General features: G+C 72.1%; 16 protein-coding genes and 1 pseudogene. 9 read left to right on the plus strand and 8 right to left on the minus strand.

Annotated features, from left to right (window positions below; translation table 11 throughout):
* The first annotated feature begins 61 nt into the window (after nt 1-61).
* Together ACFZCY_RS39850 and ACFZCY_RS39855 are read left to right on the plus strand one after the other, a co-directional pair.
* Nucleotides 62-190, plus strand: a complete 129-nt coding sequence (locus ACFZCY_RS39850; RefSeq protein ID WP_391185112.1) for a hypothetical protein — start codon at nt 62-64, stop codon at nt 188-190.
* 116 nt (nt 191-306) lie between these two features.
* Complete coding sequence (locus ACFZCY_RS39855) at nt 307-2,286, plus strand: ABC transporter transmembrane domain-containing protein (RefSeq protein ID WP_391185233.1); 1,980 nt, start codon at nt 307-309, stop codon at nt 2,284-2,286.
* Between the two features lie 181 nt (nt 2,287-2,467).
* Here the strand turns inward: ACFZCY_RS39855 and ACFZCY_RS39860 are convergent.
* The 6 genes and pseudogenes from ACFZCY_RS39860 to ACFZCY_RS39885 all read right to left on the minus strand — a co-directional run.
* A pseudogene (locus ACFZCY_RS39860) lies at nt 2,468-2,806 on the minus strand (response regulator transcription factor); the annotation flags it as partial.
* A 74-nt stretch (nt 2,807-2,880) separates the two neighbouring features.
* Nucleotides 2,881-4,299, minus strand: coding sequence for an ATP-binding protein (locus tag ACFZCY_RS39865; protein WP_391185115.1), 1,419 nt, complete (start codon nt 4,297-4,299; stop codon nt 2,881-2,883).
* Nucleotides 4,296-5,036 (minus strand): response regulator, encoded by a 741-nt coding sequence (locus tag ACFZCY_RS39870; protein WP_391185118.1) that lies wholly within the window; start codon nt 5,034-5,036, stop codon nt 4,296-4,298. The genes ACFZCY_RS39865 and ACFZCY_RS39870 overlap by 4 nt, the downstream gene beginning before the upstream one ends.
* Nucleotides 5,037-5,106: 70 nt before the next feature.
* Entirely contained in the window at nt 5,107-6,210 is a 1,104-nt protein-coding gene (locus ACFZCY_RS39875) for a trypsin-like peptidase domain-containing protein (protein WP_391185120.1), read from the minus strand.
* A 120-nt stretch (nt 6,211-6,330) separates the two neighbouring features.
* Complete coding sequence (locus tag ACFZCY_RS39880) at nt 6,331-7,353, minus strand: substrate-binding domain-containing protein (protein ID WP_391185123.1); 1,023 nt, start codon at nt 7,351-7,353, stop codon at nt 6,331-6,333.
* Nucleotides 7,354-7,376: 23 nt separating this feature from the next.
* Nucleotides 7,377-8,213 (minus strand): winged helix-turn-helix domain-containing protein, encoded by an 837-nt coding sequence (locus ACFZCY_RS39885; RefSeq protein ID WP_391185127.1) that lies wholly within the window; start codon nt 8,211-8,213, stop codon nt 7,377-7,379.
* A gap of 264 nt (nt 8,214-8,477) precedes the next feature.
* Here ACFZCY_RS39885 and ACFZCY_RS39890 point away from each other — a divergent pair, with 264 nt between their 5' ends.
* Nucleotides 8,478-9,350 carry an alpha/beta fold hydrolase gene (locus ACFZCY_RS39890; RefSeq protein WP_391185130.1) on the plus strand — a complete coding sequence of 291 codons (873 nt, stop codon included), beginning with the start codon at nt 8,478-8,480 and terminating at the stop codon, nt 9,348-9,350.
* Between the two features lie 15 nt (nt 9,351-9,365).
* Here the strand turns inward: ACFZCY_RS39890 and ACFZCY_RS39895 are convergent, their stop codons facing one another.
* Both ACFZCY_RS39895 and ACFZCY_RS39900 read right to left on the minus strand, forming a co-directional pair.
* A complete protein-coding gene (locus ACFZCY_RS39895; RefSeq protein WP_391185133.1) occupies nt 9,366-11,321 on the minus strand; it encodes an ABC transporter transmembrane domain-containing protein in 1,956 nt (651 codons plus the stop codon).
* Between the two features lie 37 nt (nt 11,322-11,358).
* Entirely contained in the window at nt 11,359-13,098 is a 1,740-nt protein-coding gene (locus ACFZCY_RS39900; protein ID WP_391185137.1) for an ABC transporter transmembrane domain-containing protein, read from the minus strand.
* A 123-nt stretch (nt 13,099-13,221) separates the two neighbouring features.
* Between ACFZCY_RS39900 and ACFZCY_RS39905 the strand changes: the two genes are divergently transcribed.
* The 6 genes from ACFZCY_RS39905 to ACFZCY_RS39930 all read left to right on the plus strand — a co-directional run bounded on the left by ACFZCY_RS39905 (nt 13,222) and on the right by ACFZCY_RS39930 (nt 17,105).
* Complete coding sequence (locus tag ACFZCY_RS39905; protein WP_055557278.1) at nt 13,222-13,497, plus strand: MoaD/ThiS family protein; 276 nt, start codon at nt 13,222-13,224, stop codon at nt 13,495-13,497.
* An 11-nt stretch (nt 13,498-13,508) separates the two neighbouring features.
* Nucleotides 13,509-14,720, plus strand: a complete 1,212-nt coding sequence (locus tag ACFZCY_RS39910) for a hypothetical protein (RefSeq protein WP_391185237.1) — start codon at nt 13,509-13,511, stop codon at nt 14,718-14,720.
* Between the two features lie 97 nt (nt 14,721-14,817).
* A complete protein-coding gene (locus ACFZCY_RS39915) occupies nt 14,818-15,504 on the plus strand; it encodes an LmeA family phospholipid-binding protein (RefSeq protein ID WP_391185139.1) in 687 nt (228 codons plus the stop codon).
* Between the two features lie 199 nt (nt 15,505-15,703).
* Complete coding sequence (locus ACFZCY_RS39920) at nt 15,704-15,784, plus strand: putative leader peptide (protein WP_350962106.1); 81 nt, start codon at nt 15,704-15,706, stop codon at nt 15,782-15,784.
* A gap of 157 nt (nt 15,785-15,941) precedes the next feature.
* Nucleotides 15,942-16,781 (plus strand): sulfurtransferase, encoded by an 840-nt coding sequence (locus ACFZCY_RS39925; RefSeq protein ID WP_055557280.1) that lies wholly within the window; start codon nt 15,942-15,944, stop codon nt 16,779-16,781.
* Nucleotides 16,782-16,817: 36 nt separating this feature from the next.
* Complete coding sequence (locus ACFZCY_RS39930) at nt 16,818-17,105, plus strand: DUF1416 domain-containing protein (RefSeq protein WP_361490272.1); 288 nt, start codon at nt 16,818-16,820, stop codon at nt 17,103-17,105.
* Nucleotides 17,106-17,172: the final 67 nt, after the last annotated feature.

Raw genomic sequence — 17,172 nt, forward strand, 5'->3', positions numbered from 1 at the left:
CAGAAAAAAGGGTCGAACGGCACCGGCACAAGAGACCGAGAATTCCCGAGAGGAAAACATCATGAGCTTCAAGAAGATCGCCCCGGTCAAGCCCGCCCGCAAGCCCGCGCCGCAGAAGAAGCACCACCCGAAGCCGGGCGCCCCGAAGCCCCCGCACAAGAAGCAGCCCCGTCGCCCCATCGGCGGCTGAACCACCCCCTGAAAGGCGGGCCCGTGGCAATCGCGCCGCGGGCCCGCCTCGGCCGTTTCCGGACCCGGGAGACCCCAGTGACCACACCCCCGCCCTCGTACGACGACCAGGCCACCATGCAGCTGCGCATGGTCGTGACCGATCCCGTCACCGGCAGCGGCCGGCACCGGCGCCCCGGGCGGCCCCGCCCGTACGGCCGCCACCAGCGGGCGGTGCAGCCGCTGCCCGAGGAGTACGCGTACGTCCCCGTCCCCGCCTCCGTCCCCGCGACGGCGGACGGCGAGGAGGCGGAGCAGGCCACTCCGCAACTTCCGGCGCGGCTGGCGTTCCGCCGGTTCTGGCCGCTCACCAAGGGCGACCGCCGCTGGATCGTGCTGATCTGCGTCTGTGTGATCGCCGCGGCGCTCGCCGAGACCGCCGCGATCCTGCTCTTCTCCGACCTCACCGACAACGCCCTGCGGCAGGGGTCGCTCGGCGCGTTCTGGAGCCCCGCGGCGCAGTGGCTCGCGGTCGCCGTCCTCGGCGCGGGCGTCGGCTACGCCGGTAACTCGCTCGCCGTCTGGACCGCCGAGCGCTTCGTGATGCGGCTGCGGGCCCGGGTCTTCGGGCACGTCCAGGACCTGCCGCCGCACTTCTTCTCCCGCCACCGCCAGGGCGATCTGCTGGAGCGGCTCACCGGGGACATCGACGCCATCGAGCAGATGGTGGTGTCCGGGGTGGTGGGCACCGTATCGGCGATCTTCAGCACCGTCTTCTTCTCCGTCGCCGCCTTCACCCTGCGCTGGGACCTGGCGCTGGCCACCTTCGTCCTCGCGCCGCTGTTCTGGCTGGCCGCCCGGCGCTTCTCCGGCCGCATCAAGTCGGTCGCCCGGGAGGAGCGGGTCGCCGACGGCGCCATCACCTCGGTGGTCGAGGAGTCCCTCGCGAACGTCGTGCTGACCCAGGCGTACAACCGCAAGCCCGCCGAGGAGGACCGGCTGCGGCGGGAGGCGTCGGCGTGGATGCGGGCCTCGGTGTCCGGGGCGCGGATGAGCGAGCTGTACGAGCAGCTGGTGGAGGTCATCGAGACGCTGTGCGTGCTCGCCATCATCGGACTCGGCGCCTGGGAGATCTCCCAGGACCGGATGACGATCGGCCAACTGCTCGCCTTCGCCGCCTTCCTCGGCTACCTCTACCCGCCGATCCGCAACCTCGGGCAGCTGGGCCTGACCCTCACCGCCGCGACCGCGGGCGCCGAACGGCTGCTGGAGGTCCTGGACGCCGAACCGGCCGTGCGCGACCCCGCGCCGGGCGCGGCCGTCGCGCCGTGGCGGGTGCACGGCACGGTGGAGTTCGACCGGGTCGGCTTCCGGTACCCGGGCACCGAGCGGCCGACCCTGGCCGGGGTTTCACTGACCGCGCGGCCGGGTGAGTTCGTCCTGATCACGGGGGCGAGCGGAGCGGGCAAGTCGACCGTCTCCAAACTGCTGCTGCGCTTCTACGACCCGGGCGAGGGCTGCGTACGGCTGGACGGCGTGCCGCTGCACGCCCTGCCGCTCGGCTTCCTGCGCGAGCACGTGACCCTGCTGCCGCAGGAGACGCTGATCCTGCACGACACGATCCGCGAGAACATCGCGTGCGGGCGGCCGGGGGCGAGCGACCACGACATCGTCCGGGCGGCGCGGGACGCGGCCGCGGACGAGTTCATCCGCGCCCTGCCGCAGGGGTACGACACCCGGATCGACCCGCATACGGCCCAGCTGTCCGGCGGTCAGCTGCAACGGATCGCGATCGCGCGGGCGATGCTGCGCAACGCGCCCGTGCTGGTCCTGGACGAGCCCACCACCGGACTCGACGCGCTGGCCGCGCGGCGCGTGGTGCGGCCGCTGCGGCGGCTGATGTCGGGCCGTACGACGATCATGATCACCCACGACCTCAACCTGGCCCCGAACGCCGACCGCATCCTGGTCCTCGACCACGGCCGCCTGGTGGAGACCGGCACCCACCGCGAACTGCTCGCCCTGAACGGCGTCTACGCCCGCCTCCACGGCTCCCAGAACGGCTCCCTGACCGACACGGGCGCCCACCCCACGATCCACCTCGGCCCCTCGTTCTGACGGGCCGAGGGCACCTCTCCCCCACCCCGGCCCAAGCCGGCCAGCCGGCCCCCGACGCCGGCGCCCCGGACGAGCCGAGCCCGGGGCGGAGAGGCCCACCACCCAGCCCCTCCGGCGTTTGAGGAGCGGGGTTCGGGGCGGGGGCGGTGCGGCCGCGGCGCAGCAGGGCACGGACGCGGGCCAGCAGTTCCTCCGCCGCGTAGGGCTTGACCAGGTAGTCGTCGGCGCCGTTGTCGAGGCCGACGATGCGGTCGCCCACGGAGTCCCGCCCGGTGACCATCATGATCGGCAGGGTGCGGCCGGAGGCCCGGAGGCGGCGGGCGACGGCCGGCCCGTCCAGGCCGGGCATCATCACGTCGAGCAGCACCAGGTCGGGCGGTTCCTCGTCGATGCGGCGCAACGCCGCCGGGCCGTCCTCCGCCGAGTCGACCTCGTAGCCCTCGAACCGCAGGGCTCTGCCGATGGCTTCGCGTACCGAAGGCTCGTCGTCCACGACCAGGATCCGGGAAGTCTCGCGCATGGGCCCAACCTGGTGCCCATGGCTGTGCGTCCGCTGGGTCCGGCGTATCCGCGGGCTGAGAAGGGCCGAGAAGGTCAGGGGTCGAGTTCGGGCGGGGCGGTGGGGGCGCCGGGGAGGCGGAGCCAGGCGACGGTGCCGCCGCCGGGCGCGGGCCGCAGGCCCACCTGGCCGCCGCAACTCTGGACGGTACGGGCCACGATGGACAGCCCGAGGCCGGAGCCGGGCAGGCTGCGGGCGGATGGCGAACGCCAGAACCGTTCGAAGACATGAGGGAGTTCGTCATCGGGAATGCCGGGGCCATGGTCCCGCACCGTCAACTCGCCCGCTCTGAGCGCGACGTCGATGACACCACCCGAAGGGCTGAACTTCACGGCGTTGTCGAGGAGGTTGACCAGGGCCCGTTCCAGGGTGGCGGCCTCGCCGCGTACGTACCAGGGCTCGATCGAGGCGTCGAGGGTGAGCCCGGTGCCCCGCAGCCGGGCCCGCCGCAGGGCGGTGTCCGCGATCTCGTGCAGCGCGACCACCTGGAGCGGCCCGCTGCCGGGCAGCGCGTCCGGGCGGGACAGCTCCTGCAGATCGCCGATGAGCGCCGCCAGTTCGGTCATCTGCGCCTTGACGCTGCTCATGAGCGCCTTGCGGTCTTCCGGCGGCAGGGCGCGGCCGGTCTCGTCGCTGCGGGCGAGGAGTTCGACGTTGGTGCGCAGCGAGGTGAGCGGGGTGCGCAGCTCGTGGCCCGCGTCGGCGATCAGCTGCTGCTGACGGTCGCGGGAGGAGGCGAGGGCGGCGGTCATGGCGTTGAACGAGCGGGACAGCCGGGCGATCTCGTCGTCGCCCTCGGCGGGGATGCGGACGGCCAGGTCCTCGGTGCGGGCCACGTGCTCCACGGCGTGGGTCAGCCGGTCCACCGGCTTCAGCCCGGTCCGGGCGATCCACAGCCCGGCCGCCCCGGCGCCGACGACGCCGATGCCGGCGACGAGGGCGAGGACGAGCGCGAGCGTGTTCAGGGGGTCCTGGATCTCGCTGAGCGGGCGGGCCATGGAGACGGCGATGCCGCGCGGCAGCGGGCTGTCCGGGCCGCCGGACGGCCGGTAGGTGAAGACGCGCATGTCGCGGCCGTCCGCGGCGGTCGCGTCGTGCAGCGCGGTCGGCCGCTGTCCGGTGGCGACCGCCACGTCGTCGGCGCTCACCGGCAGCTCCGTCGCCCCGGGCTGGGGGCAGCGGCTGCCGTCGGGCAGGACGATCTGCACGGAGTACGAGCCGAGGGCGCGTGGGGTGTGGCCGTCGTCGCCGTCGGGGTTCTGGCACGCGTCCAGGATGCTCACCACATTGCGCTCGTCGACCTTGACGTTGCGCAGCGACGAGTCGAGCTGGGCGCTGAGCTGTTCGCGCACGATCAGCCAGCACGCGAACGCCGACGCCGCGACCGCCACCGCCACCGCCACCGCGGTCAGCAGGGCCAGCCGCGAACGCAGCGGGAGTCCGCGGAACCTCACGACGGCTCGCCCTCCGCCGACCGCAGGACGTATCCCACGCCGCGCACCGTGTGAACGAGCCGCGGCTCCCCGGCCGCCTCGGTCTTGCGGCGCAGATACATCACGTACACGTCGAGGGAGTTGGACGACGGCTCGAAGTCGAAGCCCCATACGGCCTTCAGGATCTGTTCGCGGGTGAGGACCTGGCGCGGATGCGCGAGGAACATCTCCAGCAGGGTGAACTCGGTGCGGGTCAGCTCCACGCGCCGCCCGCCCCGGGTGACCTCGCGCGTCACCAGGTCCATCCGCAGGTCGCCGAAGGACATCGTGTCGTCGTCGGCGACCGGCGCGCCCGCCGCGGCCGCGTACGAACTGCGGCGCAGCAGGGCGCGGATGCGGGCCAGCAGCTCGTCCAGCTCGAAGGGCTTGACGAGGTAGTCGTCCGCGCCCGCGTCGAGGCCGGTGACCCGGTCGCCGACCGTGTCGCGTGCGGTGAGCATCAGGATGGGCACGGTCACGCCGGTGGCGCGCAGCCGCCGGGCGGCGGTGAGCCCGTCCATGCGGGGCATCAGCACGTCGAGCACGATCAGCTCCGGGCCGTACGTACCGGCCTTCTCCAGGGCGTCCAGTCCGTCGACGGCGGTGTCGGTCGCGTAGCCCTCGAAGGCGAGGCTGCGCTGCAGCGCCTCGCGGACGGCCGGCTCGTCGTCGACGATCAGGATGCGGGCGGGCTGATCGCCGTGGTCGGCGGGGCTCATGGATCGGTTTCCTTAACGGTGGGCGGGGCGGATGCTGTCAGCCTCGCACGTGGGCCTCGCCGGGGGCGGCTCAGCTGTTGCCGGTGCCGCCGCTGCCGCCGTCGCGCAGGGTGGAGAGGTCGGACTTGACGGTGTCGACCGGGATCGAGAAGCCGAGCCCGACGCTGCCCGCGCTGCTGCTCTGGCCGGAGGCCGGGGCGTACATGGCGGAGTTGATCCCGATGACCTGGCCCTTCATGTTGATGAGCGCGCCGCCGGAGTTGCCGGGGTTGAGCGAGGCGTCGGTCTGGATGGCCTTGTACGTGGTCGTCGACTGGCCGACGTCGCCGTTGTAGCGGCCGCCGCCGAACTCGAAGGGCCACTGGCCGCCGCCGTCCTGCTGCTGCCCCTGCTCCTCGTCGGTGGAGACGGTGACGTCGCGGTCGAGCGCGGAGACGATGCCGCTGGTCACGGTGCCGGTCAGCCCCTCGGGCGAGCCGATGGCCACGACCTGGTCGCCGACCCTGACCTGGCTGGAGTCGCCGAGGGACGCGGCCTTGAGGCCGCTCGCGTCCCGCACCTTGATCAGGGCCAGGTCCTTGCCGCTGTCGGTGCCGAGGACCGACGCGCTCTTGGTGCTGCCGTCGCTGAACCTCACCTTGATCGAATCGGCGCCGGAGACCACGTGGTCGTTGGTGATGATCTCGCCGCCGCTGGTGACGATCACGCCGGAGCCGGTGGACTCGCCCTGGGTGGACGTCGCGCTGATCTCCACGATGCTGGGGCTCACGGCCGCCGCCACGGCGGACACGCCGCTGCCGGTGCTGCTGGAGTTGGCGTTGACCACCGGGGTCGAGACGGCCGTGTCCCCCCGGTCCGCCGCCTGGCCGACCAGGGTCGCCGTGCCGCCGCCGACCAGCGCCGAGACCACCGCCACGGCGGCGATCAGCCCGGCCGACCGGGAGAGCCGCCGCCTGCGGCGGCCACCGCCGCCGGGGAGCGGCATCTCGGTGGTGCCCCCACCGCCGACGCCGCCGCTGTCGCCGGTTCCGCCGCCCGGCCACACGGTGACCCCGGGCGGGGTGGTCACCGGGGTCCGCGGCTCATGGGTGGGCGGCGGCGGGTAGGCCGCCGCGCCGCCGTACGCGTAGGGATAGGGCTCGTGGTCGCCGCTACGGCGTGGGCTGTCGGTCATGTCTATGACTGTGCGGCGGAAGTATGAGAGCAGGCTGAGGACCTGCTGAGAAGCAGGGCAGAAGTCGGTATGCCCGGTATAAAGGAGCCCGGTATAAAGGAGCCCGGTACAGCGGGGGCCCTACGAACAGCCGCAGGAGCGCCGTACCACCAGCGCGGAGGGGAACTGCCGCATCCGCTCCCGGCGCGAGACCGCCAGCCGCGGCCCGTCCTCCAGCACCAGGTCGACCGCGGCGCGGGCCATCGCGGGCCGGTCGGAGCCGACCGTGGTCAGCGGCGGGTCGGTCAGCCCCGCCTCCTTGACGTCGTCGAAGCCCGCGACCGCCAGCTCTCCGGGGACGTCGATGCGCAGCTCACGCGCCGCCCGCAGCACCCCGAACGCCTGATCGTCGGTGGCGCAGAAGATGGCCGGGGGCCGGTCGGGACCGGCCAGCAGGCCGAGGGCGACCTGGTAGGCGTCGTACCGGTTGTACGGGGCCTGGAACAGCCGCCCCTCCGTGGACCGCCCGGCCTCCCGCATCGCCCGGCGCCACCCCTCGACGTGGTCGGTCACCGGGTCGCCGACGGTCGGGGTTATCTCGGTGCCGCCGAGGCAGGCCACATAGGGGTGGCCGTGCTCCAGCAGATGGCGCACCGCGAGCTGGGCGCCGCCGATGTCGTCCAGCACCACGGCCACGTCGTCGATCGCCTCGGGCCGCTCGTGCAGCAGCACCACCCGGGCGTCCCACGCCTCGATCTCGGCGGCGGCGTTCTCGCTGGGGCCCTGGCTGATGAGGATCAGCCCGGACACCCGCATCCCCAGGAAGGCGCGCAGATAGTGCACCTCGCGCTCGTCCAGGTAGTCGGAGTTGCCGACCAGCACCATCTTGCCGCGCTCGGCGGCGGCCTGTTCGACGGCGTGCGCCATCTCGGCGAAGAACGGCTGGCGGGCGTCCGGCACGATCAGCCCTATGAGGTCGGTCCGCCGGCTCGCCATCGCCTGGGCGACCCGGTCGGGCCGGTAGCCCAGCTCCTTGATCGCGGCGAGTACCCGCTCGCGCGTGGCCGGGGCGACCGGCCGGGGTCCGTTATTGATGACGTAACTGACGACCGCGGTCGAGGTCCCCGCCAGCCTTGCCACATCATCCCGCGTCACCTTGGCCACGCGCGAAGTCTACGCGGGTCCAGCTAGGTCTTGACCGGTCGTGCGGGCCCCGCTTCGCCCGCGGACCGCGCACCGCCGCCGGACGGACCGGACGGACCGGAGCCGGTGTCCTCCCGGGCCGCGGGTCCGGTCTCCCGGGACGTCGTCCTGGCCCGGGCCTCCTCGGCGGCCCGCTCGGCCCGCTCGACCTTCTCCGGGGTGACGAAGCGGTAGCCCACGTTACGGACGGTCCCGATCAGCGACTCGTGCTCCGGCCCCAGCTTGGCCCGCAGCCGCCGTACGTGCACGTCGACCGTGCGCGTACCGCCGAAGTAGTCGTAGCCCCAGACCTCCTGGAGCAGCTGCGCCCGGGTGAAGACCCGGCCGGGGTGCTGGGCGAGGTACTTCAGCAGCTCGAACTCCTTGAAGGTGAGGTCGAGCACCCGCCCCTTGAGCTTGGCGCTGTAGGTGGCCTCGTCCACCGACAGATCGCCGTTGCGGATCTCCATCGGGCTGTCGTCGGTGGTGATCTGCTGGCGGCCCATGGCTAGCCGCAGCCGGGCCTCGACCTCGGCCGGGCCCGCGGTGTCCAGCAGCACGTCGTCGATGCCCCAGTCGGCGGTGACGGCGGCGAGCCCGCCCTCGGTCACCACCAGGACCAGCGGACAGCCGGGGCCGGTCGACCGCAGCAGCTGGCACAGGCTGCGCACCTGCGGCAGATCGCGGCGGCCGTCGATCAGGATGACGTCGGCACCGGGGGTGTCCACCAGGGCCGGGCCCTCCGCCGGGGCGACCCGCACGCTGTGCAGCAGCAGGCCGAGGGCGGGGAGCACCTCCGTCGAGGGCTGGAGTGCGTTGGTCAGCAGCAGGAGGGAACTCATCGTCCACCACCCGCCCCGGCCGTGATGGTGATGGTGTGCACGCTTCGCTCGCCCATTGCCTCGGTTTCCTCCTCGGTCCCTGCGAGAGGGGGGCACCTCCCAGGCTCCGGCCTGGGGGCGTCTGCGGCTACTGCTTCGTACGGTTCTGCTCGCACTCCCGGGGCAAACGCGCGTCTCAGTGCTCAAACGCGCGCGGTGCCCTGAAAGCACAAAAGGACCCGGGGGCGACATTGCCCGGATCCTTCACCCAGCAGAATAACCCACATGACACCCGGTGGAGAGGCTGAATCTGCTCGTCGTTTCCTTCCCCCGGCCGCCGCGGGCGCTCGGAGAGCCACGCTGCTCACCGAGGACGGGGTCCCGATCGAGACCCGCTACGAGCCTTCCCGGGCGGGCGGCGGTCCATCCGCCGGGGCGCCTGTGATCGTGGTCGCGCACGGTTTCACCGGCGCCCTGGAGCGGCCCGCGCTGCGCCGGGTGGCGTCGGCGTTCACGCAGCGTACGGCCGTGATCACGTTTTCGTTCCGGGGCCACGGCCGGTCCGGCGGGCGGTCCACGGTCGGCGACCGGGAGGTGCTGGACCTGGCGGCCGCGGTGCGCTGGGCCCGGGACCTCGGCCACCGCCGGGTGATCACGGTGGGCTTCTCGATGGGCGGCTCGGTGGTGCTCCGCCACGCGGCGCTGTACGCACGGAACACGCCGGATCCGGATGAGGAGCGCGAGGGGCGCACGGGGGCGCACGCCTCGGGAGCGGACGCGGTGGTCGCCGTGAGCGCGCCCGCGCGCTGGTACTACCGGGGGACGGCCCCGATGCGCCGCGTCCACTGGGCGATCACCCGGCCCACCGGGCGGCTGGTCTCCCGCTACGGGCTGCGGACCCGGATCGACGCCCGCGGCTGGAACCCGGAGCCGCTGCCGCCGGTGGCGGCGGTCCCCCGGATCGCGCCGACGCCGCTGCTGATCGTGCACGGCGACCGGGACCCGTACTTCCCGCTGGACCATCCGCGGATGCTGATGGCGGCGGCGGACCGGGCGTCCACGGAGCTGTGGATCGAGCCGGGCTTCGGCCACGCGGAGACGGCGGCCCCGGCCGAGCTGCTGGACCGGGTCGCGGGATGGGCGCTGGCCCACACCTGACCCGGTCCAGGGCCGTCACTCCGGTTCGGCCACCGGCTCCGCGAACTGGGCCGCGTACAGCCGGGCGTACGCGCCCTGGGCCGCCACCAGGGAGTCGTGGCTGCCCTGTTCCACGATGCGGCCCGCCTCCATCACCAGGATCACGTCCGCGTCCCGGATCGTGGAGAGCCGGTGGGCGATCACGAAGCTGGTGCGGCCGGTGCGCAGCGAGGCCATGGCGTGCTGGATGAGGACCTCGGTGCGGGTGTCGACGGAGCTGGTCGCCTCGTCCAGGACCAGGATGGACGGCCCGGAGAGGAAGGCGCGGGCGATGGTGATCAGCTGCTTCTCGCCGACGCTGACGTTGGAGCCCTCCTCGTCGATCACCGTGTCGTAGCCGTCGGGCAGGGTGCGCACGAAGCGGTCCACATGGGTGGCCTTCGCCGCCTCCACGATCGCCTCGTGGGAGGCGCCCTCCGAGCCGTACGCGATGTTGTCCGCGATCGTGCCGCCGAACAGCCAGGTGTCCTGGAGGACCATGCCGATGTGGGAGCGCAGCTCCTCGCGCGGCATGGTGGCGACGTCGACGCCGTCGAGCGTGATGCGGCCGCCGCTGACCTCGTAGAACCGCATCAGCAGATTGACCAGGGTGGTCTTCCCCGCGCCGGTCGGGCCGACGATGGCCACGGTCTGGCCGGGGCTCACCGACAGCGAGAGCCCGTCGATGAGGGGGGTGTCGGGCTGGTAGCGGAAGGAGACGTCCTCGAACTCGACCTGGCCGAGCACGGTCCGCGGCCCCACCGGGCCTGGCGGGTCCGGGGTCTGCTCCTCCGCGTCCAGCAGCTCGAAGACCCGCTCGGCGGAGGCGACGCCCGACTGGACCATGTTGGCCATGGACGCCACCTGGGTGAGCGGCTGGCTGAACTGCCGGGAGTACTGGACGAACGCCTGGACGTCGCCGATCGACAGCGCCCCGCTCGCCACCCGCAGCCCGCCGACCACGGCGACCAGGACGTAGTTGAGGTTGCCGATGAACGTCATCGCGGGCTGGATGAGCCCGGAGATGAACTGGGCGCGGAAGCCCGCCTCGTACAGCTTCTCGTTCTGCGCCCGGAAGATCTCGGCGGACTCCCGCTCCCGCCCGAAGACCTTGACCAGCGCGTGGCCGGTGTACATCTCCTCGATATGGGCGTTGAGCCGGCCCGTGGTCTTCCACTGCTGCACGAACTGGGGCTGGGCTCGCTTGCCGACGCGCGTCGCGACCAGCACCGACACCGGGACGGTGACCAGCGCCACCAGCGCCAGCAGCGGCGAGATCCAGAACATCATGGCCAGCACGCCGACCAGGGTCAGCAGCGAGGCCATGATCTGGCTGAGGGTCTGCTGCAGCGTCTGCTGGATGTTGTCGATGTCGTTGGTGGCCCGCGACAGCACCTCGCCGCGCGACTGCCGGTCGAAGTAGGACAGCGGCAGCCGCGCCAGCTTGTGCTCGACGTCCTCGCGCAGCCGGAAGACGGCGCGCTGGACGACGTTCGTGGCGACCCGGGCCTGGATCAGGTTGAGGAGGGAGGCCACGACGTACAGGCCGAGCGCCCACAGCAGGACGGTGCCGACGGCGCCGAAGTCGATGCCCTGGCCGGGCGTCACGTTCATCGAGGCGACCATGTCGGCCACCGTGCCCTGGCCGCTGTCGCGCAGGTGCTGGACGGCCTCGGCCTTGGTGAGGCCCTCGGGCAGCTGCCGTCCGATGATGCCCGCGAAGATCAGGTCGGTGGCGTGGCCGAGCACCTTGGGGCCCAGCACCGTCAGCGTGATGCTGACCGTGCACAGGGCGAGCACGGCGAAGGCGATACCGCGCTCGGGGCGCAGGGCGGCCAGCAGACGGCGGCCGGAACCGCGGAAGTCCATGGACCGCTCGACGGGCTGGCCGCCCATGAAGCGGCCGGGCCCGGCGGCGGGCGCGGGGCCCCTGCGGGGTGCCGGGGTACTCATACGCTGCCCTTCCATCGAGGCGATCGGGGCGGACGGCTCATGCGGCTTCCTGCTCGGTGAGCTGGGAGAGCACGATCTCCCGGTAGGTCTGGTTGCCGTCCATCAGCTCGCCATGGGTGCCGCTGCCGACGACGCGCCCCTCGTCGAGGACCACGATCCGGTCGGCGCCGCGGATGGTGGACACCCGCTGGGCGACGATGACGACGGTCGCGTTCCCCGTCTCGTCCGTCAGCGCCGCCCGCAGCCGGGCGTCGGTGGCGTAGTCGAGCGCCGAGAAGGAGTCGTCGAAGAGGTAGACGGACGGCTTGAGGACCAGGGCGCGGGCGATCGCCAGCCGCTGCCGCTGCCCGCCGGAGACATTGGAGCCGCCCTGGGCGATGGGCGCTTCCAGGCCGCCCTCCATGGCCTCGACGAAGTCCCGCGCCTGGGCGGTCTCCAGGGCCCGCCACAGCTCCTCGTCGGTGGCGTCCGGGTTTCCGTACCGCAGGTTGGAGGCGACGGTTCCGGAGAAGAGGTACGGCTTCTGCGGTACGAGACCGATGGACCGGGACATCACCGCGGGGTCGAGATCGCGGACGTCCACGCCGTCGAGGTGGACGCTGCCGTCGGTCGCGTCGAACAGCCGGGGCACCAGCCCGAGGAGGGTGGACTTGCCGCTGCCGGTGGAGCCGATGACGGCGGTGGTCCGGCCGGGGTGCGCGGTCAGCGAGATGTCGCGCAGCACGGGCTCCTCCGCGCCCGGGTAGCGGAACTCGACGCCCCGCAGCTCCAGCAGCCCGCGGCCGCCGCCGGCGGGGAGCGCGACCGGCTGGAGGGGCGGGACGACGCTGGTCCCGGTGTCCAGCACCTCCTGGACCCGCTCGGCGCACACCTCGGCGCGCGGCACCATCATGAACATGAAGGTGGCCATCATCACCGACGTCAGGATCTGCATGAGATAGCTGATGAAGGCGGTCAGCGCGCCGATCTGCATCCCGCCGCTGTCGATGCGGTGGCCACCGGCCCACACCACGGCGACGCTGGACAGGTTCACCACCAGCATCACGGTGGGGAACATCAGCGACATCAGCCGCCCGGCCCGCAGCGAGACGTCCATCAGCGCGGCGTTGGCGCCGGTGAACCGGGTCCGCTCATGACCGTCCCGGACGAAGGCCCGGATCACCCGGATGCCGGTGATCTGCTCGCGCAGCACCCGGTTGACGGTGTCGATGCGCTCCTGGACGTGCCGGAACAGCGGGCGCATCCGGCGGACGATGAGCGAGACGGCGATGCCCAGCACCGGCACGATCAGCAGCAGCAGCCCGGAGAGCGGCACGTCCTGATTGAGCGCCATGGCGATGCCGCCGACGCACATGATGGGCGCCGACACCATCAGCGTGAACGACATCAGGCACAGCATCTGCACCTGCTGTACGTCGTTGGTGGTGCGGGTGATCAGCGAGGGAGCCCCGAACCGGCCCATCTCGCGGGCGGAGAAGGACTGCACCCGGTCGAAGACGTCGGCCCGGATGTCCCGGCCGAGCGCCATGGCGGTGCGGGCGCCGAAGTAGACGGCGCAGATCGCACACACGATCTGCACCAGCGTGACGGCGATCATCAGACCGCCGGTGGTGATGATGTAGCCGGTGTCGCCCTTGACGACGCCGTCGTCGATGATGTCGGCGTTGAGGGTGGGCAGATAGAGGGTCGCCAGTGTCTGTACCAGCTGCAATAGCACGATCAAGGTGATCGTTCGGGTATAGGGCCTCAGATACGCCCGTATGAGTCGGACCAGCACACCGAAACCCTAAGCGAGCAGGCCCGGATACGGCCCGGGTTTTGCCCGGGGCGTACCGCGTCCGCGGCGCCCTCCCGCACCCGTCATCATGGAGGGCGGCAGATGACGGGAGAGGGACACGCGATGGCGCTGAAGAAAACGCCCGCCGGAACCATCCGGTACTGGGCCGCGGCCCGGGCGGCGGCAGGCACCGCCGAGGAGCCGTACGCCGCGGCGACGCTGGCCGACGCGCTCGACGCGGCCCGCGAGCGGCACGCCCTGCGTCCGGAGTTCTCCCGGGTCCTGCTGCGCTGTTCGTTCCTGGTCGACGGCGCGCCCGTCGGCACCCGTGATCACACAACGGTCCAACTGGCCGAGGGCGGCACGGTCGAGGTGCTTCCGCCGTTCGCAGGAGGGTGACCTACGACGTCATGAGCAACCAGCCGCACGATCCGCAGCAGCCGCACGAGCCGCATGGGCCGTACGGGGCCTACCCGCCGCCGTACGAGGGACAGCAGCAGCCGCCGCCCGCCGACCCCTACGGCGCGTACGCCCAGGAGCAGCCCGGGTACGGCTACCCGCAGCAGCAGGCGTACGCACAGCAGCAGTACCAGCAGCAGCAATATCCCCAGCAGCAGTACCAGCAACAGCAGCCCCAGCAGCCGTACCAGCAGCCGTACGCGGATCCGTACGCCGCGCAGCAGGGGCACCAGGGCCACCAGCAGCAGTACGCGGCGGGCTGGGACCAGCAGCAGCACTACGCGCAGCAGCAGCACCAGTACCAGCAGGCCGCGCACCCCCGCCCGCAGGCGGAGCGGCCCGCCGCACCCGAGTCCGCCGCGCCCGCACCCGCCGCACCCGAGCCCGCCCGGCCGATGACCGCCGCCGAGAAGGCGCGCGCCGAGGGCCGCCCCCAGATCATCGACCCCGGGCTGCAGCCGGCCGCCCTCACGGCCGTGCTGGCCGCCCTGCTCGCGGCCACCGCGCCGCTCGGCGAGTTCGGGGTCGCCGTCGTCGTGGCGCTGCTGCAGGCGGTCACGGCGGCGGGCTGGTTCCGGCTGAACGGCATGTGGCCCGCCCGGCAGGGCATCGCCCTCGCCTTCGCGGGCGGCCTGGCGGCCGACGCCGGGCTGCTCGCCACCGAGCGCGTCCACGCCCCGACGGTGCTCATCGGCACGATCGGCGTCTGGCTGCTGCTGGTGATCGTCCTCCAGCTGCGCAGCCACGCCTCGGCCGACGAGCGGCTGTACGGGCTGACCGCCGCGGTCGCCTCGAGCGCCCTCACCGTGATCGCGGCCGGGTATCTGGCCGCCGTCGCCGAGTCCTCGGACGCCGTGGTGGTGGGCGCCGCCGCGGTCGCCGTGGGCACGCTGGCCCGCGCGCTGCCGCTGCCGACGCCGGCCGCCGTCGCCCTCGGGCTGCTCGCGGCGGCCGGGGCGGGTGTCGGGGCCGGGCAGCTCACCGGCACCGGGACCGCCACGGCCGCCGTGCTGGGGCTCGCGGCCGGGGCATGCGCGCTGGTGGGGCTGCGGGTCGCGGCGTACGACTACCCGTCCCGCTTCGTCCACATGACGGCCGGGGTGGCCCTGCCGCTGGCGGCCGCCGCCCCCGCCGTCTATGTGCTGGGCCGCGCACTGGTCTGATGCGCTGGTCTGAGGTGGTAGGTCCCCAGGTGTCCACCCCCTATAGGCTCGCTGCATCAGGCGAGGGCCTGAGCGAGAGCCTGGGGGATCTACGTATATGCGCGCACTACGCATCACACTGATCGTCGCCGTCATACTCGGCGGTCTCTTCGTCGGCGCCGACCGGCTGGCGGTCTCCATGGCGGAGTCCAAGGCCGCCGACAAGATCAAGAGTTCACAGGGGCTGACCAACACCCCCAGCGTCTCGATCAAGGGCTTCCCGTTCCTGACCCAGGTCGTGGGCAAGGAGCTGGACGAGGTGGACGTCGGGGTGGACGGGCTGACGACGGACGCGGGCGGGGGCACCAGCGTCCGCGTCTCCGAGCTGAACGCCCAGCTGCACGACGTCCGCATCGGGGGGAACTTCTCGACGGCCACCGCGGACCGGGCCAGCGGCTCGGCCCACATCTCCTACGCGGACCTCTCCCGGGCCGCGGGCCCAGGGGTCACGGTGAGCTACGACCCGTCGGGGGCCAATCAGGTCAAGATCACCGGAAATCTGCTGGGCTTCAGCCTCAGCGCCCGCTCCAGCGTGACGATCGTCAACGGAGACACGATCAAGCTGCACGCCGAGCGCATCCCGGGCGGGTCCATCCCGCAGTGGGAGGACAAGGTGCGCGAGCGCACCGACATGGAGCGGAAGATCGACGGCATGCCGCGGGGCATGCGGCTGGAGACGGTGAAGACCGACAAGGACGGCATAGACGTCTCGGTCGCGGGTAATAACGTCGCGTTGACGGGCTGACCCGTCCGGCACGGACCGTCTCGCGTCCACCTGACGAGACGATCATGTCCGCGATGACAGACACCGACGGCCGCCGGGCACCCCGGCGGCCGTTGTCCGTGGCCCTCCACACCCCTCCGCGTCCACATCGCGGACATCGACGTCTCATCATGCGACACACCGGTGACATGCCTGCCCGTCCGTCCTTACGATCGGACCCATGAAGCGACAGGCGGATCTCACGAAGCGGCGGGCAGTCGACCTGTGCCGCGTCGCCGCCATGCTCTGTCGCGCCGTCTGAAACCGAGGGCGCGCACGGCCACCGCAGCTTCGGCCCCGCCCCCTCCGGCCCGTCCGCCGGGCCGTCCCGCACTCCGCTCGTACGCTCGCGACCAGGCTCCGCGCAGCGCCGCGCGTCGAGCGCCCGTACCGCCGCAACTGCCCCGGAGGAGAGATACATGAGCCGCAGTGACGTCCTGGTGGACGCCGACTGGGTACAGGCCCGCATCGATGACCCCAAGACGGTCATCGTAGAGGTCGACGAGGACACGTCCGCCTACGACAAGAACCACATCAAGAACGCCATCCGGATCGACTGGAAGCAGGACCTCCAGGACCCGGTGCGCCGTGACTTCGTGGACCAGGCGGGCTTCGAGAAGCTGCTGTCCGAGAAGGGCATCGCCAACGACGACACCGTCGTCCTCTACGGCGGCAACAACAACTGGTTCGCGTCGTACGCCTACTGGTACTTCAAGCTCTACGGCCACCAGGACGTGAAGCTCCTCGACGGCGGCCGCAAGAAGTGGGAGCTGGACTCGCGCGACCTGGTCGCCGAGGTCCCGACCCGCGCGAAGACCGAGTACAAGGCCAAGCCGCAGGACACCTCGATCCGCGCCTTCCGCGACGACGTCGTGGCGGCCATCGACAACCTGAACCTGGTCGACGTCCGCTCGCCCGACGAGTTCTCCGGCAAGCTGCTCGCCCCGGCGCACCTCCCGCAGGAGCAGTCGCAGCGCGCGGGCCACGTCCCGAGCGCCCGCAACATCCCGTGGTCGAAGTCGGCCAACGACGACGGCACCTTCAAGTCCGACGACCAGCTCAAGGAGCTGTACGAGGGCGAGGGCGTCGACCTGTCGAAGGACACCATCGCCTACTGCCGCATCGGTGAGCGCTCGGCGCACACCTGGTTCGTGCTGCACGAGCTGCTCGGCCAGACCAACGTCAAGAACTACGACGGTTCCTGGACCGAGTACGGCTCGCTGGTGGGCGTGCCGATCGAGCTCGGCTCCGGCAGCTGATCCCCTCTCCTCCCCGAAACACGTAAGGACAGACACATGTGTGGAGCGCAGACAGGCGGCCCCGACGCCTCGACCATCAAGCCCGGTGAGACCACGATCCAGGGCCAGGTGACCCGCGACGGCGAGCCCGTCACCGGCTACGTGCGCCTCCTGGACAGCACGGGCGAGTTCACCGCCGAGGTCCCCACCTCCGCGACCGGACAGTTCCGCTTCTACGCCGCCGAGGGCACCTGGACGCTGCGCGCCCTGGTCCCGGGCGGCACCGCCGACCGTACGGTCGTCGCCCAGAAGGGCGGTCTGGCGGAGGTCGCCATCACCGTCTGACGCCACACCACGCGTCGTACGGCGTGAGGGCCGCATCCCGGGGTTGGACGCCTCGGCGGGACGCGGC

It is taken from the genome of Streptomyces sp. NPDC007983, assembly GCF_042958345.1.
Classification (GTDB): Bacteria; Actinomycetota; Actinomycetes; order Streptomycetales; family Streptomycetaceae; genus Streptomyces.